The following is a 16478-nucleotide window of genomic DNA, read 5'->3' as shown; positions in this document are numbered from 1 at the left end:
ATGAGTACATTATTACGTGGTGGCAAAATATTAGTTGACGGGGAACTCGTTAAACGCGATATCAGAATAGAGGACGGCAAAGTCATAGAGATGGGTGAAAAATTAAATGTCTACAACAGTGAGATCATCGACCTGAACGGACAGTTCGTATCAGCAGGCTTTATCGATGTCCATGTGCATCTACGTGAACCGGGCGGTGAACATAAAGAGACAATTGAGACTGGAACGAAGGCAGCAGCACGTGGCGGTTTCACGACAGTATGCCCGATGCCGAATACACGTCCTGTCCCTGATACAGTTGAAAACCTAGATAAGCTGAACAAGACAATTGAAGATAACGCAGTCGTCAGAGTACTCCCTTATGCTTCCATCACTGAACGTCAGTTAGGTGAGAACTTAGTCGACTTCGCAGCGCTGAAAGAACACGGCGCATTTGCGTTCACTGATGACGGTGTTGGCGTACAGACAGCTTCTGTTATGTACGAAGCGATGCAGCATGCAGCGAAGCTTGATATGGCGATCGTTGCACACTGCGAAGATAATTCACTCATCTATGGCGGTGCGATGCACGAAGGAAAAGTGTCAAAAGAACTCGGTATTCCGGGTATTCCGAGCATATGTGAAGCAGTACAGATTGCGCGTGATGTACTCCTTGCTGAAGCGGCAGATTGTCATTACCATGTCTGTCACGTCTCAAGCATCCAGAGCATCAGAGCGATCCGCGATGCTAAAGCTGCAGGTATCAAAGTGACAGCTGAAGTGACACCGCACCACTTACTGCTGAACGAAAACGCCATCACTGAAGATGATGCGATTCTAAAGATGAATCCACCGCTCCGCTCTCAAGAAGACCAGAAGGCATTGATTGAAGCTTTGCTTGATGGCACGATTGACTTTATCGCAACGGACCATGCACCGCACGCAGCTGATGAGAAAAATCAGCCGATGACAAAAGCACCGTTCGGCATTGTCGGCAGTGAGACAGCATTCCCGCTGCTTTATACACACTTCGTCAAGAACGGCGACTGGACACTTGACCAGCTTGTTGAGTATTTAACGACAAAACCGGCAGACGTCTTCAAACTGCCATACGGTCGACTTGAAGTAGGTGCACCGGCAGATATCGCGGTTATTAACTTAGACGAAGAATACGAGATCAAGGCAGACGATTTCCTGTCTAAAAGCTCAAATACACCGTTTATCGGCCAGAAAGTATTCGGTAATGTGACATTGACATTAGCAAAAGGACAAATTGCATATCAGGAGGGACAACATGCGTAAACAGAGATTTCTAGTTTTAGAGGACGGCACCATTTTTAAAGGATACCGCTTCGGCAGCGACAAGGAGACACAGGGTGAGATCGTATTCAATACGGCGATGACAGGTTATCAGGAGACATTATCAGATCCGTCATATACAGGTCAGATTATCACGTTCACTTATCCGCTCATCGGTAACTATGGTATCAACCGTGACGACTATGAGACGCTGACACCTTCACTGAAAGGAATGGTTGTCCGCGAGGCATGTGAAATGCCGAGTAACTTCCGCAATATGGCGTCGCTTGACGCGACTTTGAAGAACTATGATATTCCAGGAATTGACGGGATTGACACACGTAAGCTGACACGTATTATCCGTCAACACGGTGTGTTAAAAGCAGCGTTCGTCAATGAGGAAGTGGACGTTGACCAGGCGATTGCAGACCTCAAGACAGCTGAATTCCGTACGGATGAAGTCGAGCAGGTATCGACTAAGACTGCTTATGTCTCAACAGGTAATGACCTGCGCGTCGTCTTAATCGACTTTGGTAAAAAAGAGAACATCGTCCGCGAGCTGAATCTCCGTGGCTGTGACGTCACAGTGATGCCGTGGAATTCGACGGCGGAAGAGATTCTGCGTCTTCGTCCGGACGGCGTCATGCTGTCAAACGGCCCGGGTAATCCGGAAGTCGTACAGGACGGTATCGAGATGATCAAAGGCATCCTTGGTAAAGTGCCGTTCTTCGGTATCTGTCTCGGCCACCAGCTCTTTGCACTTGCATGCGGTGCAACGACATTTAAGATGAAATTTGGTCACCGCGGTGCGAATCATCCGGTCAAGAATCTTGCAACAGGTAAGATTGAAATCACATCGCAGAACCACGGTTACTCTGTCGACCCTGAGACTGTTAAAGAGACAGACCTCGAGATCACGCACGTTGCACTGAATGACGGCACGGTAGAAGGTCTGCGTCATAAAGAACTGCCGGCGTTCTCAGTTCAGTATCACCCGGAAGCAAGTCCTGGTCCGCACGATCCAAACTACTTATTCGATGATTTTATTCAGATGATGAACGAAAATAAAGGGAGTGTCATAAATGGCTAAACGTAATGATATTAAGACTATACTCGTAATTGGTTCTGGCCCGATTATTATCGGTCAGGCGGCCGAGTTCGACTATGCAGGGACTCAAGCCTGTCTCGCATTACGCGAAGAAGGCTACCGCGTAATCCTAGTGAACTCTAACCCGGCAACGATAATGACGGATACAGAGATTGCGGATAAAGTCTATATCGAGCCTCTGACACTTGATTTCGTTGCGCGTATCATCCGTAAAGAACAGCCGGACGCTCTCCTACCGACACTTGGTGGTCAGACAGGTCTGAACATGGCAGTGCAGCTGCATGAAGCAGGTGTTTTAGAAGAAAACAACGTGATATTGCTTGGTACTAAGTTGTCTTCAATTGAACAGGCTGAAGATAGAGATCTGTTCAGAACATTAATGAATGAACTCGGTGAGCCGGTTCCTGAGAGTGATATTGTCAATGACGTGCAGGGTGCCGTGAAATTTGCTAATGATATTGGTTACCCGGTGATCGTCCGTCCGGCCTTCACGATGGGTGGAACTGGCGGCGGTATTTGTAATAATGAAGAAGAACTGATTGAGATTGTGACAAACGGACTGAAGTACTCTCCGGTGACACAATGTCTGATTGAGAAATCAATCGCAGGCTTCAAAGAGATTGAATACGAAGTCATGCGTGACTCAAACGATAATGCGATTGTTGTCTGTAATATGGAAAACATTGACCCGGTCGGCATCCATACTGGTGACTCCATCGTTGTCGCACCTTCTCAAACATTATCAGATAAAGAGTACCATATGCTTCGTGACGTATCCCTGCACATTATCCGTGCGCTTAAGATCGAAGGGGGCTGTAACGTTCAGCTCGCACTCGACCCGGATTCCTATAACTACTATATCATCGAAGTGAACCCACGTGTCTCACGTTCATCAGCACTCGCATCTAAAGCGACAGGTTATCCAATTGCAAAGCTCGCTGCGAAGATTGCAGTCGGTATGACACTTGACGAAATGCTGAATCCGGTGACAGGAACAAGTTATGCAGCCTTTGAACCAGCTCTTGACTATGTTGTCTCTAAAATTCCGCGCTTCCCGTTCGATAAGTTTGAAAAAGGGGAACGTGTTCTCGGCACACAGATGAAAGCGACAGGCGAAGTGATGGCAATCGGCCGTACTTACGAGGAATCACTGTTGAAAGCGATTCGTTCTCTTGAATACGGTGTTCATCATTTAGGATTACCAAACGGTGACCAGTTCGATCTTGATTTCATCGAGAAACGCATTTTAGCACAGGACGACGAGCGGCTCTTCTTCATTGGAGAAGCGCTGCGCCGCGGTGTGACACCAGAACGCATTCATGAACTGACGAAGATTGATTTGTTCTTCCTGTACAAGATGCAGCACATCATTGACATCGAGCATGACTTAAAGGAACACCCGGGTGACATCGACCGCCTGGTCTGGGCGAAGAAATATGGTTTCAGCGACCGCGTGATTGCGCACCGCTGGAATATGACAGAACGCGCGGTCTATGATATCCGTCAGAAACACAATATTATCCCGGTCTATAAGATGGTCGATACATGTGCATCAGAGTTCGAATCATCAACACCGTACTTCTACGGTACTTATGAGACAGAGAATGAATCAATTGTCTCTGACAAGAAGAAAGTCATTGTTCTCGGTTCTGGTCCAATCCGTATCGGTCAGGGCGTTGAGTTCGACTATGCGACAGTTCACGCTGTCTGGGCAATTCGCGAAGCAGGTTACGAGGCAATCATTATCAACAATAATCCTGAAACCGTCTCAACTGACTTCTCGATCTCAGACAAACTGTACTTTGAACCATTAACAGAAGAAGATGTGATGAACATCATCAATCTTGAACAGCCTGAAGGCGTCGTCGTGCAGTTCGGTGGCCAGACAGCAATCAACTTAGCAGAGAAACTCGCGAAGTACGGTGTCAAAGTACTCGGTACTTCTCTTGAGAACCTGGATAAAGCAGAAGACCGTAAAGAATTCGAGGCACTGATGCAGGAAATCGGTATTCCGCAGCCGCTTGGTAAGACAGCGACATCAGTCGAAGAAGCCGTGGCCAATGCTAACTTCATCGGTTATCCGGTTCTTGTCCGTCCTTCATACGTTCTCGGCGGCCGTGCGATGGAGATCGTCTACGATGAACAAGAACTCACAAATTATATGACGCAGGCGGTTAAAGCAAGCCCTGAACATCCGGTACTGATCGACCGCTACTTAACTGGTAAAGAGATAGAAGTCGATGCCATCTGTGACGGAGAGACTGTTGTCATCCCAGGTATTATGGAACATATCGAACGCGCAGGAGTTCACTCAGGTGACTCAATCGCGGTCTATCCTCCGCAGAGTCTATCAGAAGAACATATCAAGACACTTGCGGATTACACGGAACGATTAGCACGCGGGCTCGAGATTATCGGACTCTTAAATATTCAGTTCGTTATCGCTGATGACAAAGTCTACGTGCTTGAAGTGAACCCGCGTTCAAGCCGTACCGTACCATTCTTAAGTAAGATCACAGAAGTACCGATGGCGAATCTCGCGATGAAAGCAGTGCTCGGCGAAAAACTCACAGACAAAGGCTACACAAATGGTCTCGTACCGTTTAAAGAAGGTGTCTTCGTCAAAGCACCGGTCTTCAGCTTCAGCAAGCTGAAAAACGTTGATATCACGCTCGGACCAGAGATGAAATCAACAGGTGAAGTCATGGGTAAAGATATCACGCTTGAAAAAGCACTGTACAAAGGCCTTGTCGCAAGCGGTCTGCAGGTCAAGGATCACGGCACAGCACTTGTCACTGTAGCAGATAAGGATAAAGAAGAAGCGACTGAACTCGTGAAACGTCTCCATAACGTCGGCTACAGAATCATGGCGACGAAAGGGACAGCACAGGTTCTTAAAGAAGCAGGCATTCCCGTCGTTGAAGTCAGCAAGATCGGCGATGAACTGAACCTCCTTGATGTCATCAAAGATGGACACGTACAGCTCGTTATCAACACGATGACAAAAGGCAAGCAGTTCGAACGTGACGGCTTCCAGATCAGACGTGAATCAGTGGATAACGGTGTGCCATGTCTGACTTCACTTGATACCGCACGTGCGCTCATCGATGTTATCGAAAGCATGACGTTCAATATGAATCAGATGTAGGAGGCTATTATGCAGGAGAATATGACAGTTGTCAGTCACAACCTGATTGCACGAAATATATATGAACTGGTGATGCATGGAGATATCACGCGCAATATGAAGACACCTGGCCAGTTTGTCCATATCAGAGTCGGAGATTCTTCTGAGTTTATGCTCAGAAGACCGATTTCCATCTGTGAAGTCAATAGCGATAACGCGACTTTAACCTGTCTGTACCGTGCAGACGGCAAAGGGACGAAGGCACTTTCTAAAGCTAGAGAGGGCGATACAATCGATATACTCGCACCGCTCGGCAACGGCTTCCCGGTAGATGCTGCGAAAGAATGTGCACTCCTGATCGGCGGCGGTATCGGCGTGCCGCCGTTATACGAACTGTCAAAACAGCTGAATGCACGCGGCATTAAAACCATCCATGTGCTCGGCTTTAACTCGAAAGAAGATATCTTCTATGCGGACAAGTTCGCGGCACTCGGCGAAACACATATCGCAACTGCGGACGGCAGCTTCGGCACAAAAGGCTTCGTGACAGATGTCATTAAAAACTTACCGAAAAACTACGATACGTTCTATACGTGCGGTCCGATCGTGATGATCAAAGCGATTCAGGAGACGCTTCCTGATACTGAAGGCTACGTGTCACTGGAAGAGCGCATGGGCTGCGGTATTGGTGCATGCTATGCCTGCGTCTGCAAGGCGGATAACGAACATGGTTACGTCAAGATCTGTACAGATGGACCGGTATTTAAGAAAGGAGAGCTTGAGCTATGAGACTGAACGTACAATTACCAGGACTTGATCTGAAGAATCCTGTTATGCCGGCATCCGGCTGCTTTGCATTCGGACAGGAATACGCGCAGTTTATGGATCTGAATAATCTCGGTGCGATCATGATCAAGGCAGCGACGAAGGAACAGCGCTTCGGTAACCCGACACCGCGTGTCGCAGAGACGTCCAGCGGCATGATCAACGCCATCGGTCTGCAGAATCCCGGTGTCCATCACATTATTGAACATGAACTGAAATGGCTTGAGCAGTTCGAGACACCAATCATTGCGAACGTAGCCGGTTCGACTGAAGAAGACTATGTCTACGTCGCTGAACAGATCTCGAAGTCTCAGAATGTCAAGGCACTTGAACTCAATATCTCATGTCCGAACGTCAAGGAAGGTGGCATTCAGTTCGGGACTGACCCTGAGACAGCAGCGCGACTGACCGCTAAAGTTAAAGCGGTATCGAACGTACCCGTCTATGTCAAGCTATCACCGAACGTCACGAACATCGTGCAGATGGCGCAGGCCGTGGCACCGCATTGTGACGGTCTTACGATGATCAACACGCTCGTCGGCCTGCAGCTGAACAGTAAGACAGGTGCACCGATTATTGCCAATACAATCGGCGGTTTAAGCGGTCCTGCTATCAAACCTGTCGCTATGCGCATGGTCTATGAGGTCCGTCAGCACCTGGACACGCCGATCATTGCTATGGGCGGCGTGACGAACGCACAGGACGTCATCGACTATATCTCGGTCGGAGCGGACGCAGTCGCAGTCGGTACGGCGAACTTCCAGAACCCGACCGTCTGTCAGGATATCATCACTGAGCTGCCGGCACTGCTCGATCAGCTCGGCGTCGACCATATCCATGAGCTTAAAGGTCGTACACTCGATATTCTGGGGGTCAGATTATGAACACGAAGCCGATTATTGCACTTGATTTTAAGAATATGGAGGAAGTTCTCGCTTTTCTAAAACCGTTCGACGAGCAGCTCTTTGTCAAGATCGGTATGGAGCTCTATCTGCAGAATGGTCCTGTGATCGTCAAAGAAGTGCGTGACCTCGGTCATGATATCTTCCTGGATCTGAAGCTGCATGATATCCCGAATACGGTCAGTCAGGCGATGAAAGGACTCGCCGGTCTTGATATTCAGATGATCAATGTCCACGCTGCAGGCGGCAGCAGAATGATGGCAGCTGCACTTGCAGGTTTAAGAGAAGGTGGCAGCGAGGCACAGCTTATCGCGGTCACACAACTGACAAGTACTTCTGAAGAAATGATGAATCTGGAGCAGGGCATACCAGGCAGCATCAATGACAGCATTCTGAAATATGCACAAGTTGCAAAAAACTCCGGACTTGCTGGCGTTGTATGTTCAGCTAATGAAAGCAGGATGATTAAAGATCATCTAGGTTCTTCATTCCTGAAAGTAACTCCAGGTATCCGTACTGTTGATGATGAAGTAGGGGATCAAGTACGTGTGGCGACACCGGAATTTGCTCGGCAGAACGGTTCTACTCATATAGTTGTCGGACGATCTATTACTAAAGATAAGAATCCAGTTGCAAAATATCAGCAAATTAAGAAAGCGTGGGAAACAGAATGTTAAAAGAAGATATAGCTCGTCATTTATTAACTATCGGTGCAGTTGCATTCAGTCCAAATGAACCTTATACATGGGCATCAGGAATTAAAAGTCCGATATACTGCGATAACCGCTTAACAATGTCCTATCCTGATGTACGAGGAGAAGTAGCTGATGGATTAGTATCACTAATCAACACTAATTATCCGGATGTAGAAGTGATTGCCGGAACAGCGACTGCAGGCATTCCGCATGCCGCATTTGTTTCAGAGAGAATGAACCTGCCGATGAGCTATGTTCGTTCTTCTAACAAAAAACATGGCAAAGGCAACCAGATTGAAGGGAAAGTTGAAGCGGGACAAAAAGTCGTCGTCGTTGAAGACTTAATATCAACAGGAGGATCTGCTATTGACGCATGTGATGCTTTAAAGGCACATGGGGCAGATGTACTCGGTATAATTGCAATTTTCAGCTATCAGCTGCAAAAAGGAAAAGACAGACTGGCAGCAGCAGGATATCCATACTTCACTTTGACAGACTTCGATACTTTAGTAGAAGTAGCAGCGGATATGAACAAACTAGATAGCAAGGACATTCAATTAGTCACTGACTTCAGAAACAATCTATAATATTTCAGCCCGTTTATTGTATACTACAGTAAACGGGCTAAAATATTGAGGTGACTTATGGGTAATCGATGGGACCATATTAATTCATTTATAAAAAATAGAAATGAAACGAATAGCATTAAACGTCGGATACAGCCGAAAAACGATAAACGGATTACATTACACGCTCAAGTAGTGAAACCAGTAAAACAGTTTGACTATAAAATCGAAACGTTCATTAATTACGTGTTCTATGCTTTATCAAAACCACATATCATCGTCAATGATGAAGGGAGCAGCCGTTACTTCATATTTGCCTTCTTAAACTTTCTTCTCTATCTAATAGTCCTGTTTTTTGTAGGAAGTACAGCCTCAGGCGGTTTTAAGTGGGAGAATGGTGTGGTGAATATGCTGTTGCAGGGATTGTTCATGATATCACTGATACTTTTTACTTTTTTTATTCAGTTATTGTCCATCAACCGAATGAATACGATTTACAAAGTATTTGTTGATGCAGTCAGTTACTTTTCCTTGCTAATTCTTATCGGTCTTGTTCAGATTATTTTAAATCTGCTGAATCTACCGTTTATTCATGAGCTTGAACTTATTTCATTTCTGATAATAATGAGCGTTCCTATAAGATTATTTATGGCATATAATGAAAAGCATCAATTTGATATTGATGTCTTTAAACTTAATTTAATAGTTATTATTTTGGTGGTTATCTATATGAACATTTCAGAAAGCATACCATGGGGAAACTTTTTGGAAGGCATCAGCTCCCTGAATACTAAGAAATAATTTCAAGGGGATAATTTTTTTGCCTTGAGGAATATCAATCGTAAAATAAGAACCTGATGGAAATTTCCATCAGGTTCTTATTAAATGATATCAAAAAGTTATTCACCAAAAAACTCAGCGTTGATTTTCTCAGCTATTTCATCAATTTCGTCAGATAATAATGACACATATAATTTAATCTTTGGTTCTGTACCTGATGGTCTAAGGGCGATCCAGCCATCACTGAAGAAGAACTTAAGAACATCTGCTTTAGGCAGATTGATTGTTGACTCACCGTTGTCATCTTTACGGAGCTGTGCCTCGTAGTCTTCTACCGCGATGACTTTAAGCCCGGCAATTGATGAAGGTGTGTCCAGTCTTGCTTTAGTCATTATGTCTTGAATTTTCTGCTTACCGCTTTGTCCTTCAAATGTATGTGCAAACAACTTTTCTTCATAATGTCCGTACGTGTTATAAATATGATTCATCTTATCGACAATTGTTTTACCTTCATTTTTCAGCTCACTTGCAAGTTTGATAATCAGAGGAACAATCTGCACGGCATCTTTATCACGTACAAAAGGACTAGCCATGTAACCATAGCTCTCTTCATATCCAAAAATGTATTGATAATCTTCATTCTGCTCAAACTCAGCAATTTTTTCGGCGATGAATTTAAATCCTGTCAGTACGTCGAACATTTTGACATCATTCTTTTCAGCAACGACTTTTCCAAGTTCACTGGTCACAATCGATTTTACTGCAGCACGGTCTTTCATTCCTTCAGTTTGTTCTATACGGTAGGCAAGCAGAAGACTGCCGAGCTGATTGCCATTTAAGTAATGGAAGTCATCACCGACTTTAGCGACAACACCCATTCTGTCAGCGTCCGGATCAGTAGCAATCAAAAGGTCTGCGCCTTGTTCTTTTGCGAGTTCGACTGCCATATCAAAGGCTGCATGGTCTTCTGGATTTGCTGATGCAACACTTGAAAAGTCAGGGTCAGGCGTGCATTGTGCAGTCACTAATTTAAAGTTGCTGAAGTTCAGTGACTCCAATATTTCAGGGATGATGGGAACACTGGTTCCATGAAGGCTTGAAAAAACAACTTTTAAGTCTGATTGAGGAATATCCTGAATCAGATCAATGACCTGCTGTTTATAGCTTTCAATAACTTCAGCATGCGCCTGTTTGACTAACCCGTCTGCTTTTAACTGGTCGAGCGGTTGTACTTCGATATTCAACTCATTATCGATCTGATTAATGTAGCTGCTGACTTTCTGTGATCCGGCAAGCGCCATCTGTCCGCCGTCGGGACCATAAATTTTAATACCGTTATATTCCGGTGGATTATGGCTCGCTGTAATCATCACACCGGCATCTGCCTGTAAATGACGGACTGAATAGGAAAGTTCAGGTGTTGTGTGGTAGCGTTCAAAAATATAGGCAGTGATTCCGTTTGAACCGAGAACAGCAGCAATTTCATCACAAAATTCTTTTGAGAAGTGACGTGTATCATAGGCAATCACGACTGTCGCCTGATCAGTTACTTCGTTTAAATACTTGCTTAAACCATAAGCTACTTTTTGAACAGTGAATCGGTTTAATCGGTTAGGGCCGAGTCCAATCTTTCCTCTTATTCCTGCTGTGCCGAATGCAAGGTTAGAACTGAAGCTCTCTTCCTTCTGTTCCTCAGACAACTGATTGTACTGTTCCTCTGAAATTAGACTTTCAGATAATTTATTCTCCCATTGTTTTCTAGTTGGCATTTAAAACATCTCCTTGTTTATTAATATGATGTGCGCTTACTCAATACCGCACTTTCAAAAGGTTTCAGCATATATTTGCTTGAAACTTGATCAATCATCTGAGTCGTGCTTAACTCTGTATCGAATACCCCTAAGCGAGGAAGTTCAATCGTACAGCTCTCTTCAGATGGATTAAACATAACAATGAATTCATACTCTGTATCGAATAGTACGGCACCGAAGACTGGTGAAGGACAGTCAAACTTAATAATTCTTGATGTAATATCCTGATAATCTGTCAGACGGAAGACTTTATAATTTCTCTTTAATGCAACAGCTTTTTTGAACACTTCGAGTTCTTTTTCGTATTTTTCTCTCCTGCTCCAGTCAAGTCTATTAATATAATCACTCAAATTATATGTATTTCCATGACCATATTTAGTTCTGAAAAACTCCTGACCCGCATGGATGAAAGGAACCCCTTGACTTAAAACAGTGAATATTGTCGTCATCTGGTGAATGAGCAGTAATTCATTATGTGACCGGTCAACAGAGTAATACATGCGGTCGTATAAAGTATGGTTGTCATGTACCTCACTATAATTAATCGTCTGCTGGACATGCATATCATAATACTGCCCTCTGAAAAGATTGAACATACGGTCAAAAAATTTACCACCGCCATTCATATATCCGGTCTCAGAGATATCAAAGTTGTTACCTTTTAAAGTGTCTCTGAAAAAGTCATTGAAAAAATGAATATGAGGAACAAGATGTCCATTTGAAGGAACAGTCTTCTGATGATCGGGTAACGCTGTATTCAAGTTCCATCCTTCACCAAGCAGCAGAATATTACTATTTCTTTCATATAATACCTCATCTATCATTTTCATTGTATCAATATCGATAGATCCCATTAAGTCGAAACGAAAGCCATCTACTTTAAAATAGTCAGCATAATAGAGAAGAGAATCGACGATGAATTTTCTCGCCATCAACCGTTCAGATGCAAAATCGTTACCGACACCTGTACCGTTGCTGACAGTTAAATCCTCAAAAAACCTAAAATAATAACCAGGAACTAATTTTTCAAATGAAGAAGTAGGGCGATCAAATACATGATTGAACACTACATCAATAATAATCCCTATTCCGTGCTGATGATAATGCATGACCAGCTGTTTTAATTCGAGCAGTCTTTCTTCAGCTTGTTCTGGCACGGTAGAATAACTGCCGTCAGGTGTCTGAAAATGTAACGGATCATATCCCCAGTTGTAACTATCTTTAAACTTTATGTCATCTACTTTAGCGAAATCATTGATTGGCAGTAATTCTACATGGGTGACACCGAGTGACGAGATGTAATCAATCCCTGTGCTCAATCCATCATCAGTAGTAGTTCCGCTCTGAATCATACCAGCGAATTTTCCTCGTTTTTCTGGCGATACCCCACTATTTGGATGCATTGAAAAATCACGCACATGTACTTCGTAAATAATACTTTCTTCCGGTTTGATACTTGGTAGCATATGGTCACTGAAGCAAGCAGGTTCAATTTTTGGATCTACTATAACTCCCGCTGCTGCATTTAAAGTCAGACCTTTCGTATAAGGATCTATTACATAATGATATTCATGGTTAGTCGCAACACCATATATATAGTTCTTATTATGAAAGTCACCCATTAATGTGATGGTCCAGTTGCCATCTTTATAGGTCATGGGGTGTTTAATATCATCTATGATGACATCCGCGTATGCGGCAACAGGCGACCATAATGTAAAGCATGTTTGATTATGATGATAAACAGCGCCATATTCAGTACCGAGTTGCTGAAACTTTGCATCAAATTCCTGTGTTCTGACTATTTGTCCAATGTAAAGAGGATAGCTTTCTTCATTAAAATGAAGCCACCAGAGATGATGCAGCTCAATGTTTATTTCTGTTTTAAACGTATACACCCCGTCATGATGACAGCGATAAGAAACTGGTAACGTCATTTCATCACAACTGATGACAGCCCCGGAGAAATAATGCCAGGGATTATCTACAGTATGATAAGGCAGGTTGATTTCTGAAAAACTATCAATATAGCCTGTATATTTCATCGTACGCCTCCCCAATGAACTACATTCATTATAAACTTACGTACCATTCAATTCTATTAGCAGCCTCATGTTTTTCAAAATAAATTGAACATTCTTTCTATTTTATAATTTATTGTTATACTTCATGAGTATTTATAAGTACAATAGTTAAGAAGTCAGTTAAATTAGTTTTTATGCATAATATTATAGGGTATAAAATAATATATATAACCACTTGCATAGTGAAACGAAAGGGATGATGATATGTATGAACTTTCTGATTTGGATCAATATTTATTTCATCAAGGAACTCACTATGAGGCTTATCGATTTTTAGGTTCTCATTATATACCGGAAAGTAATGAGACGATATTTACTGTATGGGCACCTCAAGCCCATGCAGTTGCTATAGCAGTTGATGATAATAACTGGACAGGTGAAGGATACGAACTGCAAAAATTATCTGAGCAAGGGTTATGGACAGGACAATTTGATGTTCAACCTGGAACTGCATACAAATATTTCATAAGGACAGACAATGGATTTCAGTTGAAAGCTGATCCTTACGCTAGAACCGCTGAAATTAGGCCGCGTACTGCATCAGTAGTCACTGCTCCGTCTACTTATAAATGGAATGATATGAGCTGGCAGAAAAATAAAGAAAATAAAAATCCTTACACTAGTGCAATAAATATTTATGAAGTGCATTTAGGAACGTGGAAGAAGCATGATATAGAATGGACTGAGGACATGAGCATCGACAGTTATACAGATGCCACCTTTTACAGTTATAGAGAAATGGCTGCAGAATTAGTTCCCTATGTCAAAGAGATGGGATATACACATGTTGAGTTTTTACCGCTTACTGAACACCCATTTGATTTATCATGGGGTTACCAGGTCACGGGTTACTATGCACCTACTTCCCGTTTCGGTACACCGGAAGACTTTAAATATTTAGTGGACTGTTTTCATCAAGCTGGAATCGGTGTATTGATGGACTGGGTTCCAGCTCATTTTTGTAAAGATGAGCATGGACTAAGACAATTTGATGGCAGACCACTCTATGAATACAGCGATCCAAAGCGAGCTGAAAAAAGAGGCTGGGGAACACTGACATTTGATTTCGGACGTAATGAAGTTCAGAGTTTTCTTGTTTCAAATGCGAATTTCTGGCTGAAGGAATTTCATTTAGACGGACTTAGAGTTGATGCCGTCCATAGTATGACAGATTTAAACTTCGAGAATTATACAGAGGAAGAAAAAATATATAATGATGAAGGTTCGAGCGAACATAAAGAAGCTGTGGCCTTTATTAAAAAGTTAAATACAGTTCTGTTCGACTATCACCCACAGGCTCTTATCATGGCAGAGGATTCTTCTGATATGCCGCTGGTCACTGCTCCGGTTGAGCACGGGGGGCTTGGATTTAATTTTAAATGGGATCTTGGGTTTATGCATGATACGCTCGATTACTTTGAACTTGATCAAGGAGCAAGACCTTATAATCATCAGTTTTTAACATTTCCGATGATGTATCGTTACAATGAAAACTATGTACTGCCTTTTTCTCATGATGAAGTAGTGCACGGCAAACTGTCAATGCTCGATAAGATGCCAGGAGATCAATGGCAGAAATTTGCCAATTTAAGAGCATTATACGGGTATATGATGACATATCCCGGTAAAAAACTTCTGTTTATGGGAAGTGAGCTTGGTCTATACTCCGAATGGAAAGATAAAGAACAGATAGATTGGTTTCTACTTAAGTATCCGTTTCATCATGGTATGCAGAAATATGTGAAAGCTTTAAATGAATTTTACAGCAAGCATCCTGAATTATATGAACAGGATTATGATCCGCAAGGTTTTGACTGGATTGATGTAGATAATAATGAACAATCTATTATCAGTTATATCCGGACAAGTGCAGTAGGAGAACAGCTAATAGTCGTCCTCAACTTCACGGGACAAGTACATTATGATTATGTGCTCGGTGTTCCAGCTGAGGGCAGCTATCAGGAAATTTTTAATTCAGACCATGAGGACTTTGGAGGCTCAAACCAACTTGTCAATGATATACTCTTATCAAGTAAATTGGCGGTAAATGGGTATAATCAAAGTATCAAAACAAAACTGCCACCATTTGGTATGACCGTTTATAAGCAGATGGATAAAGCAGAAAAAATAACTAATGCTGGAGGAATATAAGATGAGTACAGAAGTAGTGGGAATGTTATTAGCGGGCGGTAAAGGCACACGTCTAGGACAATTGACGAAGGAAATTGCCAAACCAGCAGTGCCATTTGGTGGAAAATACCGCATCATTGATTTTACGCTGAGCAATTTGTCAAACTCAGATATCAGCACTGTAGGTGTTCTTGTACAATATTCACCATTAATGTTGAACCGGCATATTGGTATGGGTAAACCGTGGGGGCTGGATAAACAAGAAGGCGGCATTACTGTACTTGCACCATTTGCAAACCAGACCGGAGCATCGTGGTTTGAAGGAACAGCAGATGCCATCACTAAAAATATTCACTTTATCGATCAATATGATCCGGAGTACTTGCTGATTTTATCTGGAGATCATATTTATCAGATGGACTATCAAGCAATGCTTGACTTCCATAAAGCTCAGCAGTCAGATGCAACTATCTCAGTGATTGAAGTACCGATCGAAGAAGCATCACGTTTTGGAATTTTAAATACAGAAGATGATTTGAAAATTTATGAGTTTGATGAAAAACCAAAAGAACCAAAAAACAATCTTGCTTCAATGGGTATTTACATTTTCAATTGGAAAGTACTGCGTGATTATTTACTGGAAGATGAAAAAGATACTAATTCGGAACATGACTTCGGCAATGATATTATTCCTAAAATGCTGAATGATGATAGACGGTTATATGCTTACCGCTTTGATGGATACTGGAAAGATGTCGGAACAATCCAGTCATACTGGGAAGCCAATATGGATCTGCTTGAAGAAGATCTTGCAAAACTTCTGAACAGTAAAACATGGCCGACCTATTCACATGAATCGAACCTTCCGCCTCAGTTCATTGGTGACAATGCAAACATCACTAATTCTCTCGTCTGTCCTGGGTCATTTATTTTCGGTGAAGTGACGCGTTCTGTTTTATTCAGTGAAGTAACAGTAGAAGAAGGTGCGAAAGTAACAGAAGCGATTATCCATCCGAAAGCTGTCATTGGTAAAAATGCAGTCGTTAATAAAGCAATCATTATGGAAGATATTACAATTCCTGACGGAGCAGTAGTTGATGGTTCTACTGAAGAAGAACCAATTGTTGTAGGTCCGGAAAATATTAGAAATTTTATCAATGGAGGTAAATAAT

The 16478-nt window shown here is 42.8% G+C and carries 12 protein-coding genes; 10 read left to right on the top strand and 2 right to left on the bottom strand.

Annotated elements, in window-relative coordinates; genetic code table 11:
• The 8 genes from ERX29_RS08920 to ERX29_RS08885 are packed head-to-tail and all read left to right on the top strand — an operon-like array spanning position 1 to position 9302.
• On the top strand, positions 1 to 1281 hold the full coding sequence (locus ERX29_RS08920) for a dihydroorotase (protein WP_133444340.1): 1281 nt from the start codon (positions 1 to 3) through the stop codon (positions 1279 to 1281).
• On the top strand, positions 1274 to 2368 hold the full coding sequence (gene carA, locus ERX29_RS08915) for a glutamine-hydrolyzing carbamoyl-phosphate synthase small subunit (protein ID WP_133444339.1): 1095 nt from the start codon (positions 1274 to 1276) through the stop codon (positions 2366 to 2368). The genes ERX29_RS08920 and carA overlap by 8 nt, the downstream gene beginning before the upstream one ends.
• Positions 2361 to 5534 (top strand): carbamoyl-phosphate synthase large subunit, encoded by a 3174-nt coding sequence (gene carB, locus ERX29_RS08910; RefSeq protein WP_133444338.1) that lies wholly within the window; start codon positions 2361 to 2363, stop codon positions 5532 to 5534. Before carA ends, carB begins: the two co-directional genes overlap by 8 nt.
• A 9-nt stretch (positions 5535 to 5543) precedes the next feature.
• On the top strand, positions 5544 to 6302 hold the full coding sequence (locus tag ERX29_RS08905; protein WP_133444337.1) for a dihydroorotate dehydrogenase electron transfer subunit: 759 nt from the start codon (positions 5544 to 5546) through the stop codon (positions 6300 to 6302).
• Entirely contained in the window at positions 6299 to 7222 is a 924-nt protein-coding gene (locus ERX29_RS08900; protein ID WP_133444336.1) for a dihydroorotate dehydrogenase, read from the top strand. Before ERX29_RS08905 ends, ERX29_RS08900 begins: the two co-directional genes overlap by 4 nt.
• Complete coding sequence (gene pyrF, locus ERX29_RS08895; protein WP_133444335.1) at positions 7219 to 7917, top strand: orotidine-5'-phosphate decarboxylase; 699 nt, start codon at positions 7219 to 7221, stop codon at positions 7915 to 7917. The genes ERX29_RS08900 and pyrF overlap by 4 nt, the downstream gene beginning before the upstream one ends.
• A complete protein-coding gene (pyrE, locus tag ERX29_RS08890) occupies positions 7911 to 8522 on the top strand; it encodes an orotate phosphoribosyltransferase (RefSeq protein ID WP_133444334.1) in 612 nt (203 codons plus the stop codon). The genes pyrF and pyrE overlap by 7 nt, the downstream gene beginning before the upstream one ends.
• 57 nt (positions 8523 to 8579) lie before the next feature.
• Positions 8580 to 9302, top strand: coding sequence for a hypothetical protein (locus ERX29_RS08885; protein WP_133444333.1), 723 nt, complete (start codon positions 8580 to 8582; stop codon positions 9300 to 9302).
• 98 nt (positions 9303 to 9400) lie between these two features.
• Here the strand turns inward: ERX29_RS08885 and ERX29_RS08880 are convergent, their stop codons facing one another.
• Both ERX29_RS08880 and pulA read right to left on the bottom strand, forming a co-directional pair.
• Positions 9401 to 11050 (bottom strand): phospho-sugar mutase, encoded by a 1650-nt coding sequence (locus ERX29_RS08880; protein WP_133444332.1) that lies wholly within the window; start codon positions 11048 to 11050, stop codon positions 9401 to 9403.
• A 20-nt stretch (positions 11051 to 11070) separates the two neighbouring features.
• The gene (gene pulA, locus ERX29_RS08875) at positions 11071 to 13137 is read right to left on the bottom strand and encodes a type I pullulanase (protein ID WP_133444331.1); all 2067 of its coding nucleotides are present in this window, start codon (positions 13135 to 13137) and stop codon (positions 11071 to 11073) included.
• Positions 13138 to 13380: 243 nt separating this feature from the next.
• Between pulA and glgB the strand changes: the two genes are divergently transcribed.
• Both glgB and ERX29_RS08865 read left to right on the top strand, forming a co-directional pair.
• Entirely contained in the window at positions 13381 to 15327 is a 1947-nt protein-coding gene (gene glgB / locus ERX29_RS08870) for a 1,4-alpha-glucan branching protein GlgB (protein WP_133444330.1), read from the top strand.
• Position 15328: 1 nt separating this feature from the next.
• The gene (locus ERX29_RS08865; protein WP_133444329.1) at positions 15329 to 16477 is read left to right on the top strand and encodes a glucose-1-phosphate adenylyltransferase; all 1149 of its coding nucleotides are present in this window, start codon (positions 15329 to 15331) and stop codon (positions 16475 to 16477) included.
• Position 16478: the final 1 nt, after the last annotated feature.

Origin of the sequence: Macrococcus lamae, assembly GCF_004359545.1 — a bacterium.
GTDB lineage: Bacteria > Bacillota > Bacilli > Staphylococcales > Staphylococcaceae > Macrococcus > Macrococcus lamae.
Note: the sequence above shows the minus strand (reverse complement) of the source record. Positions and strands in the feature narration are given on the sequence as shown.

Coding starts and splice junctions, on each gene's coding strand:
- ERX29_RS08920 (WP_133444340.1), top strand. CDS start 1: ATGAGTACATTATTACGTGGTGGCAAAATATTAGTTGACGGGGAACTC.
- carA (WP_133444339.1), top strand. CDS start 1,274: ATGCGTAAACAGAGATTTCTAGTTTTAGAGGACGGCACCATTTTTAAA.
- carB (WP_133444338.1), top strand. CDS start 2,361: ATGGCTAAACGTAATGATATTAAGACTATACTCGTAATTGGTTCTGGC.
- ERX29_RS08905 (WP_133444337.1), top strand. CDS start 5,544: ATGCAGGAGAATATGACAGTTGTCAGTCACAACCTGATTGCACGAAAT.
- ERX29_RS08900 (WP_133444336.1), top strand. CDS start 6,299: ATGAGACTGAACGTACAATTACCAGGACTTGATCTGAAGAATCCTGTT.
- pyrF (WP_133444335.1), top strand. CDS start 7,219: ATGAACACGAAGCCGATTATTGCACTTGATTTTAAGAATATGGAGGAA.
- pyrE (WP_133444334.1), top strand. CDS start 7,911: ATGTTAAAAGAAGATATAGCTCGTCATTTATTAACTATCGGTGCAGTT.
- ERX29_RS08885 (WP_133444333.1), top strand. CDS start 8,580: ATGGGTAATCGATGGGACCATATTAATTCATTTATAAAAAATAGAAAT.
- ERX29_RS08880 (WP_133444332.1), bottom strand. CDS start 11,050: ATGCCAACTAGAAAACAATGGGAGAATAAATTATCTGAAAGTCTAATT.
- pulA (WP_133444331.1), bottom strand. CDS start 13,137: ATGAAATATACAGGCTATATTGATAGTTTTTCAGAAATCAACCTGCCT.
- glgB (WP_133444330.1), top strand. CDS start 13,381: ATGTATGAACTTTCTGATTTGGATCAATATTTATTTCATCAAGGAACT.
- ERX29_RS08865 (WP_133444329.1), top strand. CDS start 15,329: ATGAGTACAGAAGTAGTGGGAATGTTATTAGCGGGCGGTAAAGGCACA.